Source organism: Streptomyces sp. 8L (assembly GCF_020176795.1).
Lineage (GTDB): Bacteria > Actinomycetota > Actinomycetes > Streptomycetales > Streptomycetaceae > Streptomyces.
This window is the reverse complement of record NZ_JAIUKE010000044.1, coordinates 1-16539: the sequence shown is the minus strand read 5'-3', so window position 1 is coordinate 16539 and position 16539 is coordinate 1. Positions and strand designations below refer to the sequence as shown.

General features: G+C 73.8%; 14 protein-coding genes. 9 read left to right on the top strand and 5 right to left on the bottom strand.

The window, feature by feature from the left end; translation table 11 throughout:
- Positions 1 to 62: 62 nt before the first annotated feature.
- Positions 63 to 1634 carry a sensor histidine kinase gene (locus tag LCE31_RS06055; RefSeq protein WP_225012931.1) on the bottom strand — a complete coding sequence of 524 codons (1572 nt, stop codon included), beginning with the start codon at positions 1632 to 1634 and terminating at the stop codon, positions 63 to 65.
- On the bottom strand, positions 1631 to 2293 hold the full coding sequence (locus tag LCE31_RS06050) for a response regulator transcription factor (protein WP_225012930.1): 663 nt from the start codon (positions 2291 to 2293) through the stop codon (positions 1631 to 1633). Before LCE31_RS06050 ends, LCE31_RS06055 begins: the two co-directional genes overlap by 4 nt.
- A gap of 141 nt (positions 2294 to 2434) precedes the next feature.
- Here LCE31_RS06050 and LCE31_RS06045 point away from each other — a divergent pair, with 141 nt between their 5' ends.
- Both LCE31_RS06045 and LCE31_RS06040 read left to right on the top strand, forming a co-directional pair.
- Positions 2435 to 3070, top strand: a complete 636-nt coding sequence (locus LCE31_RS06045) for a PepSY domain-containing protein (protein ID WP_225012929.1) — start codon at positions 2435 to 2437, stop codon at positions 3068 to 3070.
- Between the two features lie 135 nt (positions 3071 to 3205).
- Positions 3206 to 3769 carry an adenylate kinase gene (locus LCE31_RS06040; RefSeq protein WP_225012928.1) on the top strand — a complete coding sequence of 188 codons (564 nt, stop codon included), beginning with the start codon at positions 3206 to 3208 and terminating at the stop codon, positions 3767 to 3769.
- Between the two features lie 116 nt (positions 3770 to 3885).
- Here the strand turns inward: LCE31_RS06040 and meaB are convergent, their stop codons facing one another.
- Positions 3886 to 4848 carry a methylmalonyl Co-A mutase-associated GTPase MeaB gene (gene meaB / locus LCE31_RS06035; protein WP_225012927.1) on the bottom strand — a complete coding sequence of 321 codons (963 nt, stop codon included), beginning with the start codon at positions 4846 to 4848 and terminating at the stop codon, positions 3886 to 3888.
- A gap of 51 nt (positions 4849 to 4899) precedes the next feature.
- Positions 4900 to 6099 carry an acetyl-CoA C-acetyltransferase gene (locus tag LCE31_RS06030; RefSeq protein ID WP_225012926.1) on the bottom strand — a complete coding sequence of 400 codons (1200 nt, stop codon included), beginning with the start codon at positions 6097 to 6099 and terminating at the stop codon, positions 4900 to 4902.
- Between the two features lie 333 nt (positions 6100 to 6432).
- Here LCE31_RS06030 and mce point away from each other — a divergent pair, with 333 nt between their 5' ends.
- The 7 genes from mce to LCE31_RS05995 all read left to right on the top strand — a co-directional run bounded on the left by mce (position 6433) and on the right by LCE31_RS05995 (position 16000).
- The gene (mce, locus tag LCE31_RS06025; RefSeq protein ID WP_225012925.1) at positions 6433 to 6861 is read left to right on the top strand and encodes a methylmalonyl-CoA epimerase; all 429 of its coding nucleotides are present in this window, start codon (positions 6433 to 6435) and stop codon (positions 6859 to 6861) included.
- Positions 6862 to 7022: 161 nt separating this feature from the next.
- On the top strand, positions 7023 to 10736 hold the full coding sequence (gene scy, locus LCE31_RS06020; RefSeq protein WP_225012924.1) for a polarized growth protein Scy: 3714 nt from the start codon (positions 7023 to 7025) through the stop codon (positions 10734 to 10736).
- A 150-nt stretch (positions 10737 to 10886) separates the two neighbouring features.
- On the top strand, positions 10887 to 11825 hold the full coding sequence (locus LCE31_RS06015) for a cellulose-binding protein (protein ID WP_225012923.1): 939 nt from the start codon (positions 10887 to 10889) through the stop codon (positions 11823 to 11825).
- 96 nt (positions 11826 to 11921) lie between these two features.
- Entirely contained in the window at positions 11922 to 13073 is a 1152-nt protein-coding gene (locus tag LCE31_RS06010) for an ABC transporter ATP-binding protein (RefSeq protein ID WP_225012922.1), read from the top strand.
- 3 nt (positions 13074 to 13076) lie between these two features.
- Positions 13077 to 13829, top strand: coding sequence for an ABC transporter permease subunit (locus tag LCE31_RS06005; protein ID WP_225012921.1), 753 nt, complete (start codon positions 13077 to 13079; stop codon positions 13827 to 13829).
- Between the two features lie 186 nt (positions 13830 to 14015).
- Positions 14016 to 15146: an ABC transporter ATP-binding protein gene (locus tag LCE31_RS06000; protein ID WP_225012920.1), complete on the top strand. Its 1131-nt coding sequence runs from the start codon at positions 14016 to 14018 to the stop codon at positions 15144 to 15146.
- Entirely contained in the window at positions 15143 to 16000 is an 858-nt protein-coding gene (locus tag LCE31_RS05995; protein WP_225012919.1) for an ABC transporter permease, read from the top strand. Before LCE31_RS06000 ends, LCE31_RS05995 begins: the two co-directional genes overlap by 4 nt.
- 150 nt (positions 16001 to 16150) lie before the next feature.
- Here the strand turns inward: LCE31_RS05995 and LCE31_RS05990 are convergent, their stop codons facing one another.
- Positions 16151 to 16483, bottom strand: coding sequence for an ATP/GTP-binding protein (locus tag LCE31_RS05990; RefSeq protein WP_225012918.1), 333 nt, complete (start codon positions 16481 to 16483; stop codon positions 16151 to 16153).
- Between the last annotated feature and the right edge of the window lie 56 nt (positions 16484 to 16539).

Below are 16539 nucleotides of genomic sequence, written 5' to 3'. Positions count from 1 at the left end.
AGGCCCGCCGGCCGACCGGCCGGGAGCGCGGCCCCGAGGCCGTGGTCGAGGCGATAGCCCGCTTAGCCCCCGCGCGGTTCGCGTTCGGCCCCCCCCGGTTCGGCGCGGGCCCCCGCGCCGCCGGCCCCCCCCGCACCCGCCGTGAGCCGCCCGCCGTGCCGCGCCGCCACGTCCCGGGCGATCGCGAGTCCGAGCCCCGCGTCCCCGTCGTCCCGGCCGCGCGCCTCGTCGAGGCGTACGAACCGCTCGAAGATCCGCTCCCGGTCCTCGGGCCGCACGCCCGCCCCGTCGTCGGCCACGGTGAGGAGCAGGCCCTCCGCCTCCCGCCGTAGCGACACCTCGACGCGTGTGCGGGCGTGCCGCTGGGCGTTGTCGACCAGGTTGCCGAGCACTCGGGCCAGCTGCGTCCGCGACCCGGCGACCTCGGCGGCCGGGGGCGCGTCCCCGCCGAAGACGGCCGGCAGCCGGTCGCCGGTGCGCTGCCCGAGTTCCTCCCTCACGAGAGCGGCCAGATCGAACCGCGCCCCGGCCGGGCGCTCCCCCGAGTCGAGCCGGGCGAGCAACAGCAGGTCGGCCGCGAGCCGCTGGAGGCGTACGGCGTCCTCGACCGCGCCGTCCACGTCCAGCAGCTGCGGATGGGCGGAGCCGACCTCCAGCTGGGTGCGCAGCGAGGCGATGGGACTGCGCAGTTCGTGGGAGGCGTCGGCCACGAACCTGCGCCGCCGCTCGACCGCGGCCTCCAGCGCGGTCAGCGTCTCGTTGGTCGTACGGGCGAGGCGTGCGACCTCGTCGCGCGTGGCGGGCTGCGGGACGCGGCGCGACAGGTCCCCGGACGCGGTGATCGCGGCCATCTCGCGGCGGATGCCCTCGACGGGCGCGAAGGCACTCCGCGTCACCAGCCACGTCACGGCCCACACCACCGCAAGCAGCACCGGTCCTCCCGCCAGCATCGCCGCGGCGGCGGTGCCCACCGCGCTTCCCCGGGCTGCCAGGGACGCGCCGGCGTGCACACGTACCGTCCGCCCGTCGCGGTCGGTGACCCCGACGGTGGCGAACCGGTAGTCGGCCGTGTCGCCGTCGACGGTGGCGCGGCCCGAGTCGTGGTCGATGTCGTCGGAGATGCGGCCGACGGCCGGTTCTCCCTCGCCGCCGCTGCGGCCGCCGCGATCGTCGTCGCCCTCGTGGTCGTCACCACCGTCACCACCGTCGCTCTCGTTGCTCTCGTCGCTCGCGTCGCCGTGGTCGCTGTGGCCGTCGTTGGCCGGCCCGCCCGATCGCGCCGCCGACGCCGGCCCCGTCGGCCGGGGCCGCACCGCGTCCGTACCGGTACCGCTGATCCTCTCCAGGTCCTTCGACACGGCCAGCACCCGCCCGTCCTCGGTGGTGACCTGCACCGGCCGGTCGTCGTCGTCCGGCAGCGGCAACCGGGCGTAGAGGGCGGCGTCCGGGGTCCGGGAGGCGACGGTCAGCGCCACCGTGCGGGCCGTGTCGTCCGCCTGGCGCTCCGCCTGGTCCGTCAGGTTCGCGCGCAGCGAGAGCAGCACGGCGAGGCCTGCCGCGACGAGCGCGACGGCGACGACGGCCGTGGTCCCGAGCGCCGCCCGGGACCGTACGGTCGCCGGCGGGCACCTCACGGCCGGGCCATCCTGTAGCCCGCGCCGCGCACGGTCTCGATGCTGGCGGCGCCGAGCTTGCGGCGCAGCGCGCTGACGTACACCTCGATGATGTTGGGGTCGCCCTCGTACGCGAAGTCCCAGACGTGCTCCAGGATCTCCGGCTTGCCGACCACCTCGCCCGCGCGCACCGCGAGCTGTTCGAGCACGGCGAACTCCTTCGCGGTGAGCGCGACCTCCTCGTCCCCCCGGTGCACGCGCCGGGCGGCCGTGTCGACACTCAGCGCGCCGAGCCGCAGCACCGGTGCGGGGCCCGTCGCGCCGCGCCGCCGCAGAAGCGCCTTGATCCGGGCGACGAGGACCACGTAGGAGAACGGCTTGGCCAGGTAGTCGTCGGCGCCGGTGTCCAGGCCCTCGGCCTCGTCGTACTCGCCGTCCTTCGCGGTGAGCATGAGGATCGGCACGTCGTTGCCCGCGGCGCGCAGCGCGGCGCAGACCCGGTAGCCGTTGAGGCCGGGCAGCATGATGTCGAGGAGGACCAGGTCGTGGACGCCCTCGGCCGCGCGGTGCAGCCCCTCGCGCCCGTCGTGCACGACGTCGACGGCGAAGCCCTCGGCCGCGAGCCCACCCGCCAGCGAGCGTGCCAGCCGTCTCTCGTCCTCCACGATCAGCAATCGCATGCCGACCAGCCTCGCAGACCGGACCTGAAGATCGCTTCAGGTTCCTTCAGCCTCCCTTCAGGGTGCGCCGGGCACGGTGATGCCCGTATCCCCCCAGTTCCCGGGACCCCTGAGGAACTCTCGAAGGAGAGGAGAACCGGCATGAAGCGGAACATCGTGATCGCGGCCGTGGCAGCGGCGGTACTGGTCGGCGGCGGTACGTACAGCGCGGTGGCGCTGACGGGCGGCGACGGCGGCAGCGGCGCGGACACAAGCGCGAGCGCGAGCGGAAGCAGCACGCCGGCGGCGGGCACGGGCCCGGCCACCGGCGCGGGCGGCCCGCTGACGGCGGACGGGGCCGCGCGCGCCGCGCAGCGGGCGTACCCCGGGACCGTGGTCTCGGTGGAGCGGGAGGGCGGCGGCCTCTGGGAGGTCGAGCTGCGCACGAAGGGCCGGGGCGCCGCGCACGAACTGGACATCGACGCGTCGACCGGCGCCGTACGCAAGGACGAGCGCGACCCGGGCGACGACGGGGACGGCCTCGCGTCCCTCGCCGGTGCCCGTCTGACAGCGTCAGAAGCGGCGCGCGCCGCCCGCACGGCGGTGCCGGGGACCGTGACGTCGGTGGAGGTCGACGACCACCACGCGGGTGTCTGGGAGGTCGGCGTGCGTCCCGCGCACGGCGGGCACCGCGACCTGCGGGTCGACGCCCGGACGGGTGCCGTGACGGCACGGCCCCACCACGACGGCGGCCACGAGGGGGACGACGACAGGAGCGACCGGGACGACAGCGCCTAGGACCGGGACGGCCACAGAGACCGGCGCCGGCGACGCCCTTGCGACGGCGGACGGCGAGGCCATGGGGCACGAGGACGGCGGCGACGATCGCGGCCGGCCCTTCACCCGGCGGCCGACCGTGATGGGCTGTCCCCCATGACCGACACCACAGGAGCGGGGGACGGCGAGGCGCCCGCCGCGCGACGGGTCCTCGTCGTCGGCAGCACCGGCGCCGGCAAGACGACCATGGCGGGCGCCCTCTCGCGCAAACTGGGGCTGCCGCACCACGAGATGGACGCGCTGTACTTCGGCGGCCCCGGCTGGCGGGTGAACGAGGGCTTCGCCGAGGAGGTCGCGCGGATCGCGGCGGGCCCCCGCTGGATCATCGACTCGCTCGGCTATCCCGAGGTCAGAGACGTCCTGTGGGAGAAGGCCGACACGATCGTCTGGCTGGACTACCCCCGTCGCGTGATCATGCCGCGCGTGCTGCGCCGCTCCCTGCGCAGATCGCTGCTGCGGGAACGGATCTTCGGCGGGAACCGCGAGACCTGGGCCGAGTGGCTGACCCGCGACCACCCCGCCTGGTCGGCATGGCGGGGCCATGCCGACCGGCGCGCGGAGATAGCCCGCAGGACGCGCGCGGCACGCTTCGCACCACTGCGGGTGGTGCGCCTGACCGCTCCGGCACGGGCGGCCGCCTGGCTGCGCGCGGCTGGGTGACCGGCGGGGCAGGCCGTCGCGGGGAGTCCCGCTACGGGGGCTACACGGGCGTTACGGGCCCGGGCCGCGCACGCCCCGCCCCGTACGCCTTCGTAAGCCCCCGCGCTCCCCGGCGGCTACGCGCCCGGGGCCGTGACCCCCGCGACCAGTTCGTCGGCCGCCGTGTACGGGTCCAGTGCACCGGCGGCCACCCGGCCGGCCAGCGCGTCCAGGCGCACGTCGCCGCGCAGGTCCGCGATGCGCTCCCGCAGCGACGTGACCGCGATGGTCTCCACCTCGCGCGCGGCCCTGCGGGTCCTGCGCGTGGACAGCGCGCCGTGCTCCTCCATCCAGGCGCGGTGCTTCTCCAGCGCCTGGACGACCTCGTCGGTGCCCTCCCCGCGCGCGGCGCCCGTCTTGACGATCGGGGGCCGCCAGTCGCCCGGCGCGCGCGACTCTCCGAGGCCGAGCATGTGGTTGAGCTCGCGGGCCGTGGCGTCCGCGCCGTCCCGGTCGGCCTTGTTGACGACGTACACGTCCCCGATCTCCAGGATGCCGGCCTTGGCGGCCTGGATGCCGTCGCCCATGCCGGGCGCGAGCAGCACCACCGAGGTGTCCGCCTGCGAGGCGATCTCGACCTCGGACTGGCCGACTCCGACCGTCTCGACCAGGATCACCTCGCACCCCGCCGCGTCCAGCACGCGGATCGCCTGGGGGGCGGCCCAGGCGAGCCCGCCGAGGTGGCCGCGCGTGGCCATGGAGCGGATGTAGACGCCGGGATCGGACGCGTGCTCCGACATGCGGACCCGGTCGCCGAGCAGCGCGCCGCCGGAGAACGGCGACGACGGGTCGACCGCCAGCACCCCGACCCGCCGGCCGGCCCTGCGGTACGCGGTGACGAGCGCGGACGTGGAGGTGGACTTGCCGACGCCGGGCGAGCCCGTCAGCCCGACCACGTACGCGCCGCCGGTCAGCGGCGCGAGCGCCGCCATCACCTCACGCAGCTGCGGTGACGCCCCTTCGACCAGGGAGATCAGCCGCGCCACCGCGCGCGGCCTGCCCTCCCGTGCCTGGGCCACGAGCTCGGAGACGTCCACCACAGCCCTGATCCTCCCGTGCTTCTGCCGGTTCCGCCGTTCGCCACCGGACCGCTACGGGGCGACGCGCACGATCAGCGCGTCGCCCTGGCCGCCGCCGCCGCACAGCGCGGCGGCGCCCACGCCGCCACCGCGCCGCTTCAGCTCCAGCGCGAGGTGGAGCACGAGGCGGGCGCCGGACATCCCGATCGGGTGACCGAGGGCGATCGCGCCGCCGTTCACGTTCACCAGGTCGGGGGAGACTCCGAGGTCCTTCATGGACTGTACGGCGACGGCCGCGAACGCCTCGTTGATCTCGATCAGGTCGAGGTCGCCGACGCCGATGCCTTCCTTGGAGAGGGCGTGCTCGATGGCGTGGGACGGCTGTGACTGGAGGGAGTTGTCCGGGCCCGCGACATTGCCGTGCGCGCCGATCTCCGCGAGCCATTCGAGACCGAGCTCCTCGGCCTTCGCCCTGCTCATGACGACGACGGCCGCGGCGCCGTCGGAGATCTGCGAGGACGTGCCGGCCGTGATCGTGCCGTCCGGGGAGAACGCGGGGCGCAGCTTGGCGAGGCCCTCGGCTGTGGTGTCGGGGCGGATGCCCTCGTCCTGCGCGAAGACCACCGGGTCGCCCTTGCGCTGCGGGACCTCGACCGGCACGATCTCCGCCTCGAACACGCCGTTCTTCTGGGCGGCGGCGGCCCGCTGGTGGGAGCGCGCGCCGAACGCGTCCTGCGGGGCGCGCTCGATGCCCAGCCGGGTGTTGTGCTTCTCCGTCGAGGCGCCCATGGCGATGTCCTCGTAGGCGTCCGTGAGGCCGTCGTGCGCCATGGAGTCGAGGACTTCGAGCGAGCCGTACTTGTAGCCCTCGCGGGACTTCGGCAGCAGGTGCGGCGCGTTGGTCATGGACTCCTGGCCGCCGGCCACGACGATGTCGAACTCGCCCGCGCGGATCAGCTGGTCCGCCAGGGCGATGGCGTCGAGGCCGGACAGGCAGACCTTGTTGATCGTCAGCGACGGGACCGTCATCGGGATGCCGGCCTTGACCGCGGCCTGCCGGGCGGGCAGCTGGCCCGCGCCGGCCTGGAGCACCTGCCCCATGATCACGTACTCCACCTGCTCGGCGCCGACGCCCGCCCGCTCCAGCGCGGCCTTGATCGCGAAGCCGCCGAGGTCGGCACCCGAGAACGACTTGAGCGATCCCAGGAGGCGCCCCATGGGCGTGCGGGCGCCCGCGACGATCACGGACGTGGTGGTGTGCGAAGCGGACATGAGCCGGGACCCCTTTGCATGCGGCGGTGCGTGCGGTGGTGCGTACGGTGAAGCTTCGGTGCGGCTTGCGGCGGTGCGCGTGCGGTGGTGGTGATGATGGTGGTGCGTGTGGTGATGCTCTCTGCGGTGCGTGCGGTGACCCTGTGAACAGCGGCCGACGGCCGGACGAACGGTGGCCCCACGGACAGCGGCCGGTGGTGCCGGTCGCGGCGCGGGCCGCCGTGAACGCCGGTTAACTTCCAATGTACCGGCGGGTACGGACATCGGTCACCGGCCCGTCCGTGTGACGGCGCGCACGTTGCGTGACCGCCTCCGCCGCGCTGCACTGTCTCCATGCTGACGCGTATCGACCACATCGGAATCGCCTGCCGCGACCTCGACACCACCGCCGAGTTCTACCGGTCCACCTACGGCTTCGAGGTCCTGCACACGGAGGTCAACGAGGAGCAGGGCGTGCGCGAGGCCATGCTCCGCGTCAACGGCACGTCGGACGGCGGCGCCTCGTACCTCCAGCTGCTCGAACCCGTACGGGAGGACTCGGCCGTCGGGAAATGGCTGGCCAAGAACGGCGAGGGCGTGCACCACATCGCGTTCGGCACCGCCGACGTCGACGGCGACTCCGAGGCGATCAGGGACAAGGGCGTACGGGTCCTCTACGACGAGCCGAGGGCGGGCTCGATGGGGTCACGTATCACCTTTCTTCACCCGAAGGACTGCCACGGCGTCCTCACCGAACTGGTCACCTCCGCCACGGAGCACTGACCCCGGGCGTCCCGGGCCCGGTAGAGTGGGCCGCTCCGGGCCGGGGCCGGGCCGGGGCGGCGCCCCCACCGATGATCTGACACCATTCCCCCGGGGGGCCGTTCACCTAGGACGGTGCTCGCTCAGCAGAGTTGCGACCAGGGGACGGATGGGACCGCGCAGTGCGGGGCTACGAACGCCAGGAGAGCCACCGGGCTGACGACCAGCTCTCGCGGATCGAAGCCGAGATGGACCGGCTGCGGACCGCGCGGGAGAAGGCCGTCCAGCACGCCGAGGACCTCGGTTACCAGGTCGAGGTCTTGCGCGCCAAGCTCCACGAGGCGCGCCGCAACCTCGCGATGAGGCCCTCCTCCTACGACGGTGGCGATCTGGGCTACCAGGCGGAACAGATGCTCCGCAATGCCCAGATGCAGGCCGACCAGCTGCGCTCGGACGCCGAGCGTGAGCTGCGGGACGCCCGCGCCCAGACCCAGCGCATCCTCCAGGAGCACGCCGAGCACCAGGCACGCCTCCAGGCCGAGCTGCACGCCGAGGCCGTCCAGCGGCGCCAGCGCCTCGACCAGGAGCTCGCCGAGCGCCGGCAGACCGTCGAGTCCCACGTCAACGAGAACGTCGCATGGGCCGAGCAGCTGCGGGCCCGCACCGAGTCGCAGGCCCGCCGCCTGATGGACGAGTCGCGCGCCGAGGCGGAGCGCGCGCTGGCCGCGGCGCGCGCCGAGGCCGCCCGCGCCGCGGAGGAGGCCCGCCAGCGCCTCGCCGCCGAGGCGGAGTCGGCACGGAGCGAGGCCGAGGCGGCGCTGCTGCGGGCCCGCAGGGACGCGGAGCGGCTGCTGAACGCGGCGTCCAGCCAGGCCCAGGAGGCCACGAGCCACGCGGAGCAGCTGCGCACCACCACGGCCGCCGAGGCCGAGCAGGCGCGCCAGCAGGCGGCTGAGCTCAGCCGCGCCGCCGAGCAGCGGATGCAGGCCGCCGAGGAGCGGCTGCGCGAGGCGCGCGCCGAGGCCGACAAGGTCGTCGCCGAGGCCAAGGAGGCCGCGGTCAAGCGCCTCGCCGGGGCCGAGTCGCAGAACGAGCAGCGCACCCGTACGGCGAAGGCCGAGATCGCCCGGCTCGTCGGCGAGGCCACCGAGGAGGCCGAGGCCGCCAAGGCGGAGGCCGAGCAGGTGCTCGCGGACGCGCGCGCCGAGGCGGAGAAGCTCGTCGCAGACGCCGCGGACAAGGCCAGGTCGGCGGCGGCCGAGGACACGGCGGCCCAGCTCGCGAAGGCGGCGCGGACCGCGGACGAGGTGCTGACCAAGGCGTCCGACGACGCCCAGGGCACCCGGCGCAAGGCGGGCGAGGAGGCCGAGCGCATCCGCCGCGAGGCGGAGGCCGAGGCGGACCGGCTGCGCGAGGAGGCCGCGGAGCAGGCCGACCAGCTCAAGGGCGCCGCGAAGGACGACACCAAGGAGTACCGGGCCAAGACGGTCGAGCTCCAGGAGGAGGCCCGCCGGCTGCGCGGCGAGGCCGAGCAGCTGCGGTCCGAGGCGGTCGCCGAGGGCGAGCAGATCAGGGGCGAGGCGCGCCGGGAGGCCGTCCAGCAGATCGAGGAGGCCGCGAAGTCGGCCGAGGAGCTGCTGACGAAGGCCCGGGCGGACGCGGACGAGCTGCGCTCGGCCGCCACGGCCGAGAGCGAGCGCGTACGCACCGAGGCCATCGACCGCGCCACGACGCTGCGCCGGCAGGCCGAGGAGACCCTGGAGCGCACCCGTACCGAGGCCGAACGGCTGCTCGCCGAGGGCGAGGAGCAGGCGGAGGCGACGAAGACGGCCGCCGAGGAGGCCGCGGAGCGGCTGCGCGAGGAGACCGAACGCGGCGTCGAGACGCGCAAGTCGGAGGCGGCGGGCGAGCTGGCGAGGCTCCACTCGGAGGCCGAAGCGCGCCTGGAGTCCGCCGAGTCCGCGCTCACCGAGGCGCGCGCCGAGGCCGAGCGGCTGCGCCGCGAGGCCGCCGAGGAGACCGAGCGGCTGCGCGGGGAGAGCGCGGAGCGGATCAAGTCGCTGCGGGAGCAGGCCGAGCAGGAGGCCGAGCGGCTGCGCACGGAGGCGGCGGCCGAGGCCTCGGCGTCCCGCGCCGAGGCGGAGAACGCCGCCGTGCGGATGCGTACCGAGGCCGTCACGGAGGCCGAGCGGCTCAAGACGGAGGCGCAGGAGAGCGCGGACCGGATCAGGAGCGAGGCCGCGGCCGCCGCCGAACGGGTGGGTACCGAGGCCGCGGAGGCGCTGTCCGCCGCGCAGGAGGAGGCCGGCCGCCGCCGCCGCGAGGCCGACGAGCTGCTGGAGTCGGCGCGCGCGGAGGCGGGCCGGGAGCGCGAGCACGCCCGGGAGCAGAGCGAGGAGTTGCTCGCCGCGGCCCGCAAGCGCGTGGAGGACGCGCAGGCGGAGGCGCAGCGGCTGGCGGAGGAGGCCGACCGCGGCGCGAGCGAGACCGTCGCGGCGGCCGAGCAGACCGCGCGGGAGGTACGGGAGTCGGTCGCGGGCCTGCACGACCAGGCGGAGCAGGACATCGCGGGGCTGCGCTCCGCGGCGGAGCACGCCGCGGACCGTACGCGTACCGAGGCGCAGGAGGAGGCCGACCGGGTACGCGCCGACGCCTACGCCGAGCGGGAGCGCGCCACCGAGGACGCGAACCGGATTCGTACCCGCGCACAGGAGGAGTCCGACGCGGCGCAGGCGCTCGCCGAACAGACCGTCAACGAGGCGGCGGCGGAGTCGGACCGGCTGCGCACGGAGGCGACGGCGCACGCGCAGCGGCTGCGGACCGAGGCGGCCGACGCACGCGCGGCGGCGGACCAGGACGCGTCCCGCAGCCGCGCGGAGGCCCGCGAGGACGCCAACCGCATGCGCTCCGAGGCGGCGGTGCAGGCCGACCGCCTGGTCGCGGAGGCCACCGACGAGACGGAGCGGATGCGCGCGGCGGCGGCCGAGACGGTCGGCTCCGCGCAGCAGGCGGCCGAGCGGATGCGCGCCGAGGCGGAGCAGGCGAGGACCGAGGGCCACGCGGAGGCGGAGCGGCTGCGCTCCGAGGCGCAGCAGGAGGCGGACCGCCTCCTCGACGAGGCGCGCAAGGACGCGGCCAAGCGCCGCTCCGACGCGGCCGAGCAGGCCGACCAGTTGATGAACAAGGCCCAGGAGGAAGCGCTGCGCGTGGCCACCGAGGCCGAGGCCAAGGCGGACCTGATGGTCGGCGCGGCCCGTACGGAGGCCGAGCGGATCACGGCGGAGGCCACCGTCGCGGGCAACACGATGGTGGAGCGCGCCCGCACCGACGCGGACGAACTGCTGGTCGGGGCGCGTGGGGACGCGGCGGCGCTGCGCGAGCGGGCCGAGGAGGCGCGCGCCCGGGTCGACGCCGAGATCGAGGAGCTGCACGAGCGGGCGAGGAGAGAAACCTCGGAGCAGCTGAAGACGGTCGGTGAGCGGGTGGATACTCTGATGAAGGCGGCGAGCGAGCAGCGCGCCGAGGCCGAGCAGAAGGCCAAGGAGCTGCTGGCCGACGCCAATTCGGAGGCGGGCAAGGTCAGGATCGCCGCGGTGAGGAAGGCCGAGGGTCTGCTCAAGGAGGCCGAGCAGAAGAAGGCCGGACTCGTGCGGGAGGCCGAGCAGCTGCGCGCCGACGCCGGCCGGGACGCCGAGCGGATGGTCTCGGAGGGCAAGCGCGAGCTCGACATCCTGGCGCGCAGACACTCGGACATCCAGGCCGAGATCTCCCGGGTCCAGGACGTACTCGAAGCGCTGTCGTTCGAGGGCCCGGGCGCCTCCGGCAAGGACGGCCCCGTCAAGGCGGGGGCGTCAGCGGGCACGACGCGTTCGAACGGCAAGCCGTCGGACGGCTAGCGATGGTAAGCCGTCGGACGGCTCGTCAGGATCGAACCACTCGAAAGGCTGGTGATTCTGCATATCAAAGCTGCATCGCCGCGTTGACACGCCGCATCGACCCCTAGGATTCCCTCTATCACCTCACCGCTCTCTTTCGACAGGAACCCCATGAGCGACACTTCCTCTCCCTTCGGCTTCGAGCTCGTGCGGCGTGGTTACGACCGCGGTCAGGTGGACGACCGCATTACCAAACTCGTCGCCGACCGGGACAGCGCGCTGTCCCGGATCACGTCTCTGGAAAAGCGCATCGAGGAACTCCACCTCGAAACGCAGAACGCCCAGGCACAGGTCACCGACGCCGAACCGTCGTACGCCGGTCTCGGTGCCCGGGTCGAGAAGATCCTCCGCCTCGCCGAGGAGGAGGCGAAGGACCTGCGCGAAGAGGCCCGCAGGGCCGCCGAGCAGCACCGTGAGCTCGCCGAGTCGGCGGCCCAGCAGGTACGCAACGACGCCGAGGCGTTCGCCGCCGAGCGCAAGGCGAAGGCGGAGGACGAGGGCGCCCGCATCGTCGACAAGGCGAAGAGCGACTCCTCCACGCTGCGCGCCGAGGCGCAGAAGGACGCCCAGTCCAAGCGGGACGAGGCCGACGCCTTGTTCGAGGAGACCCGCGCCAAGGCCGCCCAGGCCGCCGCGGACTTCGAGACGAACCTGGCCAAGCGCCGCGAGCAGTCGGAGCGCGACCTGGCGTCGCGTCAGGCGAAGGCGGAGAAGCGCCTGGCGGAGATCGAGCACCGCGCCGAGCAGCTGCGCCTGGAGGCCGAGAAGCTGCGTACGGACGCGGAGCGCAGGGCGCGTCAGACGGTGGAGACGGCGCAGCGTCAGTCCGAGGACATCGTCGCCGACGCCAACGCGAAGGCCGACCGTATCCGCAGCGACTCCGAGCGCGAGCTCGCGGCCCTCACCAACCGCCGCGACTCGATCAACGCGCAGCTGACCAACGTCCGCGAGATGCTGGCGTCGCTGACCGGTGCCGCGGTGGCCGCCGCCGGCACTCCGGCCGAGGACGAGCCCATCTCCCGCGGTGTGCCGGCTCAGCAGACCCGCTGACGCCCGGCAGACCGTTCGGGCCCATTCGGTAACGGTTGTGTCAGCCCCCCCCCCCCCCGGGGGCGGGGGGCTTTGCGCGCGCCTAGGTTGGGCCGCATGATCGAGGTCGAAGGGCTCACCAAACGCTATGGCCGCAAACTGGCGGTCGATCATCTCTCGTTCCAGGTACGGCCGGGCGTGGTGACGGGTTTTCTGGGGCCGAACGGCGCGGGCAAGTCGACCACCATGCGCATGATGCTGGACCTCGACAACCCGACCAGCGGTTCGGTCCGGATCAACGGCACGTCGTACCACGAGCTGTCCGACCCGCTGAAGCACATCGGGGCGCTGCTCGAGGCGAAGGCCATGCACGGCGGGCGCACCGCCTACAACAATCTGCTGTGTCTCGCGCAGAGCAACCGCATCCCGCGGCGGCGGGTCGACGAAGTCCTCGACATGGTCGGCCTGACGGCGGTCGCGAAGCGCAAGTCGAAGGGGTTCTCGCTCGGCATGGGCCAGCGGCTCGGCATCGCGACGGCGCTGCTCGGCAACCCCGAGATCCTGATGTTCGACGAGCCCGTCAACGGCCTTGACCCCGAGGGCATTCACTGGATTCGTACGCTGATGAAGGCGCTCGCGGCGGAGGGCCGCACGATCTTCGTGTCGAGTCACCTGATGAGTGAGATGGCGCTGACCGCGGACCATCTCATCGTGATCGGCCAGGGCAGGCTGCTGGCGAACACGTCGATGGCGGACTTCATCCACCAGAACTCGCGCAGCTTCGCCAGGGTCCGCACCCCGCAGCCGGAGCAGCTGCGGGACGCGCTGCGCGGGGCCGGGCTGGCGGCAACCGAGGTGGACGGCGGGGCGTTCGAGGTCGACGGCGCCCAGACGGAGGCGCGCGGCGAGCTCGCGGCCACGCACCGGATCACGCTGCACGAGCTCAGTGCCCAGCGGGCCTCCCTGGAGGAGGCGTTCATGCAGATGACCGCGGAGTCGGTGGAGTACCACGCGCACACGGGCCCCGGCGAGGCCCTGCCCCCCGGCGCCGCTCCCGGCCAGATGCCGCCGGGACAGGTGCCACCGGGCCAGGTACAGCCGGGACAAGTGCCGCCCGGGCAGCCTCCCGAGGGCCAGGTGCCGCCGGGAGCCGGGTGGGGGCCGGGACCGGGGCAGGGAGCGGGACAGCAGCCGCCCGCGGCCCCCGGGACCTGGGGACAGGGCTGGAACGACAGCCGGGACCGGCGCAATCGCGACAAGGGAGCCTGAACGATGTCTTCGGTACCGGCCGTCCTCCAGTCGGAGTGGACCAAGATCCGGACAGTGTCGTCCACCACGTGGACGCTGGCTCTCGCCTTCGTCGCCACCGCGGGCATCGGCGCCGTGGCGACCTCTCTGGCCAGCCCCGGCAGGCACTTCGACCCGACGCTGATCAGCTTCGCCGGAATCACGCTCGGTGAGCTGGCCATGGTGGTCTTCGGCGTGCTCGTGGTCGGCTCCGAGTACAGCTCGGGCATGATCCACACCTCGCTCGCGGCGGTCCCGCGCCGCGCCACGTTCCTCTTCGGCAAGATCGGTGTGGCCGGTCTGCTCGCGCTCGTGGTCGGTCTGATCACCGGCTTCATCACGTTCTTCCTCGGCCAGGCGCTGCTGGGCGACGGCGGGACGACCCTCGGCGCGCCGAACGTGCTGCGGGCCGTGGTCGGCGCCGGCCTCTACATGTGCCTGATCGCGGTCTTCTCGATGGGCGTCACGGCGATGCTGCGCAGCTCGATGCTGTCGCTCGGCATCCTGATGCCGTTCTTCTTCCTGGTCTCCAACATCCTCTCCGCGGTACCGAAGGCGAAGGACGTCGCGCGGTACTTCCCCGACCAGGCGGGGTCCAAGATCCTCCAGGTGGTGCCGGACGCGCAGGGCGGGAGCCATGTGCCGTACGGTCCCTGGGCCGGCTTCGCGATCATGGCGGCGTGGGTCGTCGCCGCGCTGATCGGCGGCTACCTGGTGCTGCGCAAGCGCGACGCCTGAGCGAGGCGCCGCCGGGTCCCCGCGGCAGCGCCCGCCGCGGGGGCCCGGCCCGCGGGACCGCACGGCCCGGGGCGGCAGGCCCCGGCGGCCGTGAGGCGGCGGTTTTGGCCGCCGCCTCCCCGGTGCGGATATCCTCTCTGTTCCGAGAGCCGAGTTCCGAGAGCCGACCCGTCGATGGGGCTGGAGATGATCGAGGCAGTCCGCCTGACCAAGCGCTACGGTGCCAAGACCGCGGTGGACGATCTGTCGTTCCAGGTGCGCCCCGGCCATGTCACCGGCTTCCTCGGCCCCAACGGCTCGGGCAAGTCGACGACCATGCGCATGATCGTCGGCCTCGACCGGCCGACCAGCGGCACCGTCACGGTGGGCGGTCAGCCGTTCCGGCAGACGCCGAACGCGCCGCGCACGGTCGGTGCGCTCCTCGACGCGAAGGCCGTGCACGGCGGCAGGAGCGCCCGCAACCACCTCCTCTCGCTCGCGCAGCTCTCCGGAATCCCCGCCTCGCGGGTCGAGGAGGTGCTCGGCGTGGTCGGGCTGCGGGACGTGGCGGGCAAGCGCTCCAAGGGGTTCTCCCTGGGCATGGGGCAGCGGCTCGGCATCGCGGCGGCGCTGCTCGGCGACCCGCAGGTGCTGCTGTTCGACGAGCCGGTCAACGGCCTCGATCCCGAGGGCATCTACTGGGTCCGTACGCTGATGAAGCGGCTGGCGTCGGAGGGGCGCACCGTCCTCGTCTCGTCGCACCTGATGAACGAGATGGCGGTGACCGCCGACCATCTGATCGTCATCGGGCGGGGCCGGCTGCTCGCCGACATGCGCGTGGACGAGTTCATCGCGCGCAACTCCGCCGACTTCGCGCGGGTACGGGTCGCGGACGACGAGCCCGGGCTGCGGGAGCGGCTCGCCGCGACACTCGGTGACGCGGGCGGCGGCCTGCTGTCCGAGCCGGACGGGGCGCTGCGGGTGACCGGCCTTCCCCTCCCCCGCATCAGTGATCTCGCACACAAGGCGGACATCCGGCTGTGGGAGCTCTCGCCGCACCACGCCTCGCTCGAGGAGGCCTACATGCGGATGACGCAGGCCACCGTCGACTACCGCTCCACGGACGACGAACTGGCCGGTTTCGAGCAGGAGGAGCGCGGTTACGAGCCGCCCGTCGTGCCCGACGTGCCGTCGCAGGGGTGGTACGTGCCGCCCGCGCCGTCGAGCGCGGACCCCCGGTTCGGCCACGGCGAGGCCCGGGCGTCGGGCGGCCGGCCCGGCGCGGGACCCGACGGCACTCCGCTCCCGGCCCCCGAACCCGACAAGGACACGCGATGACCGCCCCGTACCCGCCGCACGCCGCCCAGGAGCGGGAACCGGGTCCGCAGGGCGGCTACGTGTCCCCGATCCCGGTGCGCCGGGCCCACCTGGGTGACGCGATCGTCTCCGAGTGGACCAAGATCCGGTCCGTACGGTCCACGGTGTGGACGCTCGGGGGGCTCGTCCTCTCGGTCGTCGGCATCGGTCTCGTGATCGTCTGGGCCGTGGCCTCGACCTCGATCGACTCGGACCGGAGCTCCTCCACGACGCTGTCGTTCGGCTTCTTCGGGGTGCTGCTCGGCACCGTCTGCGTGGTCACGCTCGGGGTGCTGACGTTCTCCAGCGAGTTCAGCACCGGCCTGATCCGGACGACCCTGACCGCCTGCCCCAGCCGGGCCCGGGTGCTGACCGCGAAGGCGACGGTCTACTTCACGATCGTCTTCACCCTGATGCTGGCGCTCACGCTGGTCACGTCCGTGCTTCAGGTCGTGATCCTCGACACGTCGAGCCCGCCGGGCACCGAGTGGATCTCCTCGACGGTCGGGGTGAGCCTCTACATGGCGCTGCTCGGCGTGCTGGCGCAGGCGCTGGGCGCGCTGGTGAAGCACGCGGCAGGCGCCATCACCGCGATGCTGGGCGTGGTCCTGCTGCCCCTGGTCCTCGCGCTGTTCCTGATCTCCTCGCTGGAGCCGGTGGGCGAGGCGCTGCTGACGTACTCGATCCCGAGCCAGCTGGCGTCCTTCTACCCGGGGCTCGGCAGTATCGACTCCGGGCCCGGCCCGGGCGCCTGGGTCTCGCTGTGGATCGTGCTCGTCGTGACGGCGCTGGCGATGGGCGGGGCGTACACGGCCCTCGACCGTCGCGACGCCTGAGGCCGCGCGACGCCTGAGGCACGACGCCTGAGGCACGACGTCTGAGGCCGCGCGACGCCTGGGGCGCGACGCCTGGGGCGCGACACGTCTGAGGGAGGCTCGTAGCGCCGTCTCCCCGAGGGCCTGCGGGCATCCGAGGAAGCCCCCGGGTCAGTACCGCGGGGCGTTGCGGGAGCGCTGAATCCGGGCCCCGCGCCGGTCCTTCGCGTTCCAGCACGCCTGGTGCCAGTGGCGCCTGTCGTCCACGCCGCCGTATTCGGGCCAGGCCACCACGTGCGGCACATGGGAGGGGATCTCCTGGTCGCAGCCGGGGCAGCGGTAGCGCTTGCCCGCCGCGCTCGCGCCCGCCACGTGCCGCACCGCCCACTCCTCGCCCTGCCAGGACTCGGTGCGCTGGAAGCCGCCGTAGCGGGAGCCGCTCTCACCGGTGTCCTGGCCGGTCGCTTTCTCGCCGCCGCGGGGGCGGTTGCGGCGTGGGGACATGGCACACCTCACGGGGCAGACGGCAGGGCTGCCTTCCAGCGTAAGGCCCGCAGGGC

Bases quoted from the DNA above. Each gene is read 5' to 3' on its own strand.
- LCE31_RS06050 (WP_225012930.1), bottom strand. From the start codon at position 2,293: ATGCGATTGCTGATCGTGGAGGACGAGAGACGGCTGGCACGCTCGCTG.
- LCE31_RS06045 (WP_225012929.1), top strand. From the start codon at position 2,435: ATGAAGCGGAACATCGTGATCGCGGCCGTGGCAGCGGCGGTACTGGTC.
- LCE31_RS06040 (WP_225012928.1), top strand. From the start codon at position 3,206: ATGACCGACACCACAGGAGCGGGGGACGGCGAGGCGCCCGCCGCGCGA.
- LCE31_RS06030 (WP_225012926.1), bottom strand. From the start codon at position 6,099: ATGTCCGCTTCGCACACCACCACGTCCGTGATCGTCGCGGGCGCCCGC.
- mce (WP_225012925.1), top strand. From the start codon at position 6,433: ATGCTGACGCGTATCGACCACATCGGAATCGCCTGCCGCGACCTCGAC.
- LCE31_RS06015 (WP_225012923.1), top strand. From the start codon at position 10,887: ATGAGCGACACTTCCTCTCCCTTCGGCTTCGAGCTCGTGCGGCGTGGT.
- LCE31_RS06010 (WP_225012922.1), top strand. From the start codon at position 11,922: ATGATCGAGGTCGAAGGGCTCACCAAACGCTATGGCCGCAAACTGGCG.
- LCE31_RS06005 (WP_225012921.1), top strand. From the start codon at position 13,077: ATGTCTTCGGTACCGGCCGTCCTCCAGTCGGAGTGGACCAAGATCCGG.
- LCE31_RS06000 (WP_225012920.1), top strand. From the start codon at position 14,016: ATGATCGAGGCAGTCCGCCTGACCAAGCGCTACGGTGCCAAGACCGCG.
- LCE31_RS05995 (WP_225012919.1), top strand. From the start codon at position 15,143: ATGACCGCCCCGTACCCGCCGCACGCCGCCCAGGAGCGGGAACCGGGT.
- LCE31_RS05990 (WP_225012918.1), bottom strand. From the start codon at position 16,483: ATGTCCCCACGCCGCAACCGCCCCCGCGGCGGCGAGAAAGCGACCGGC.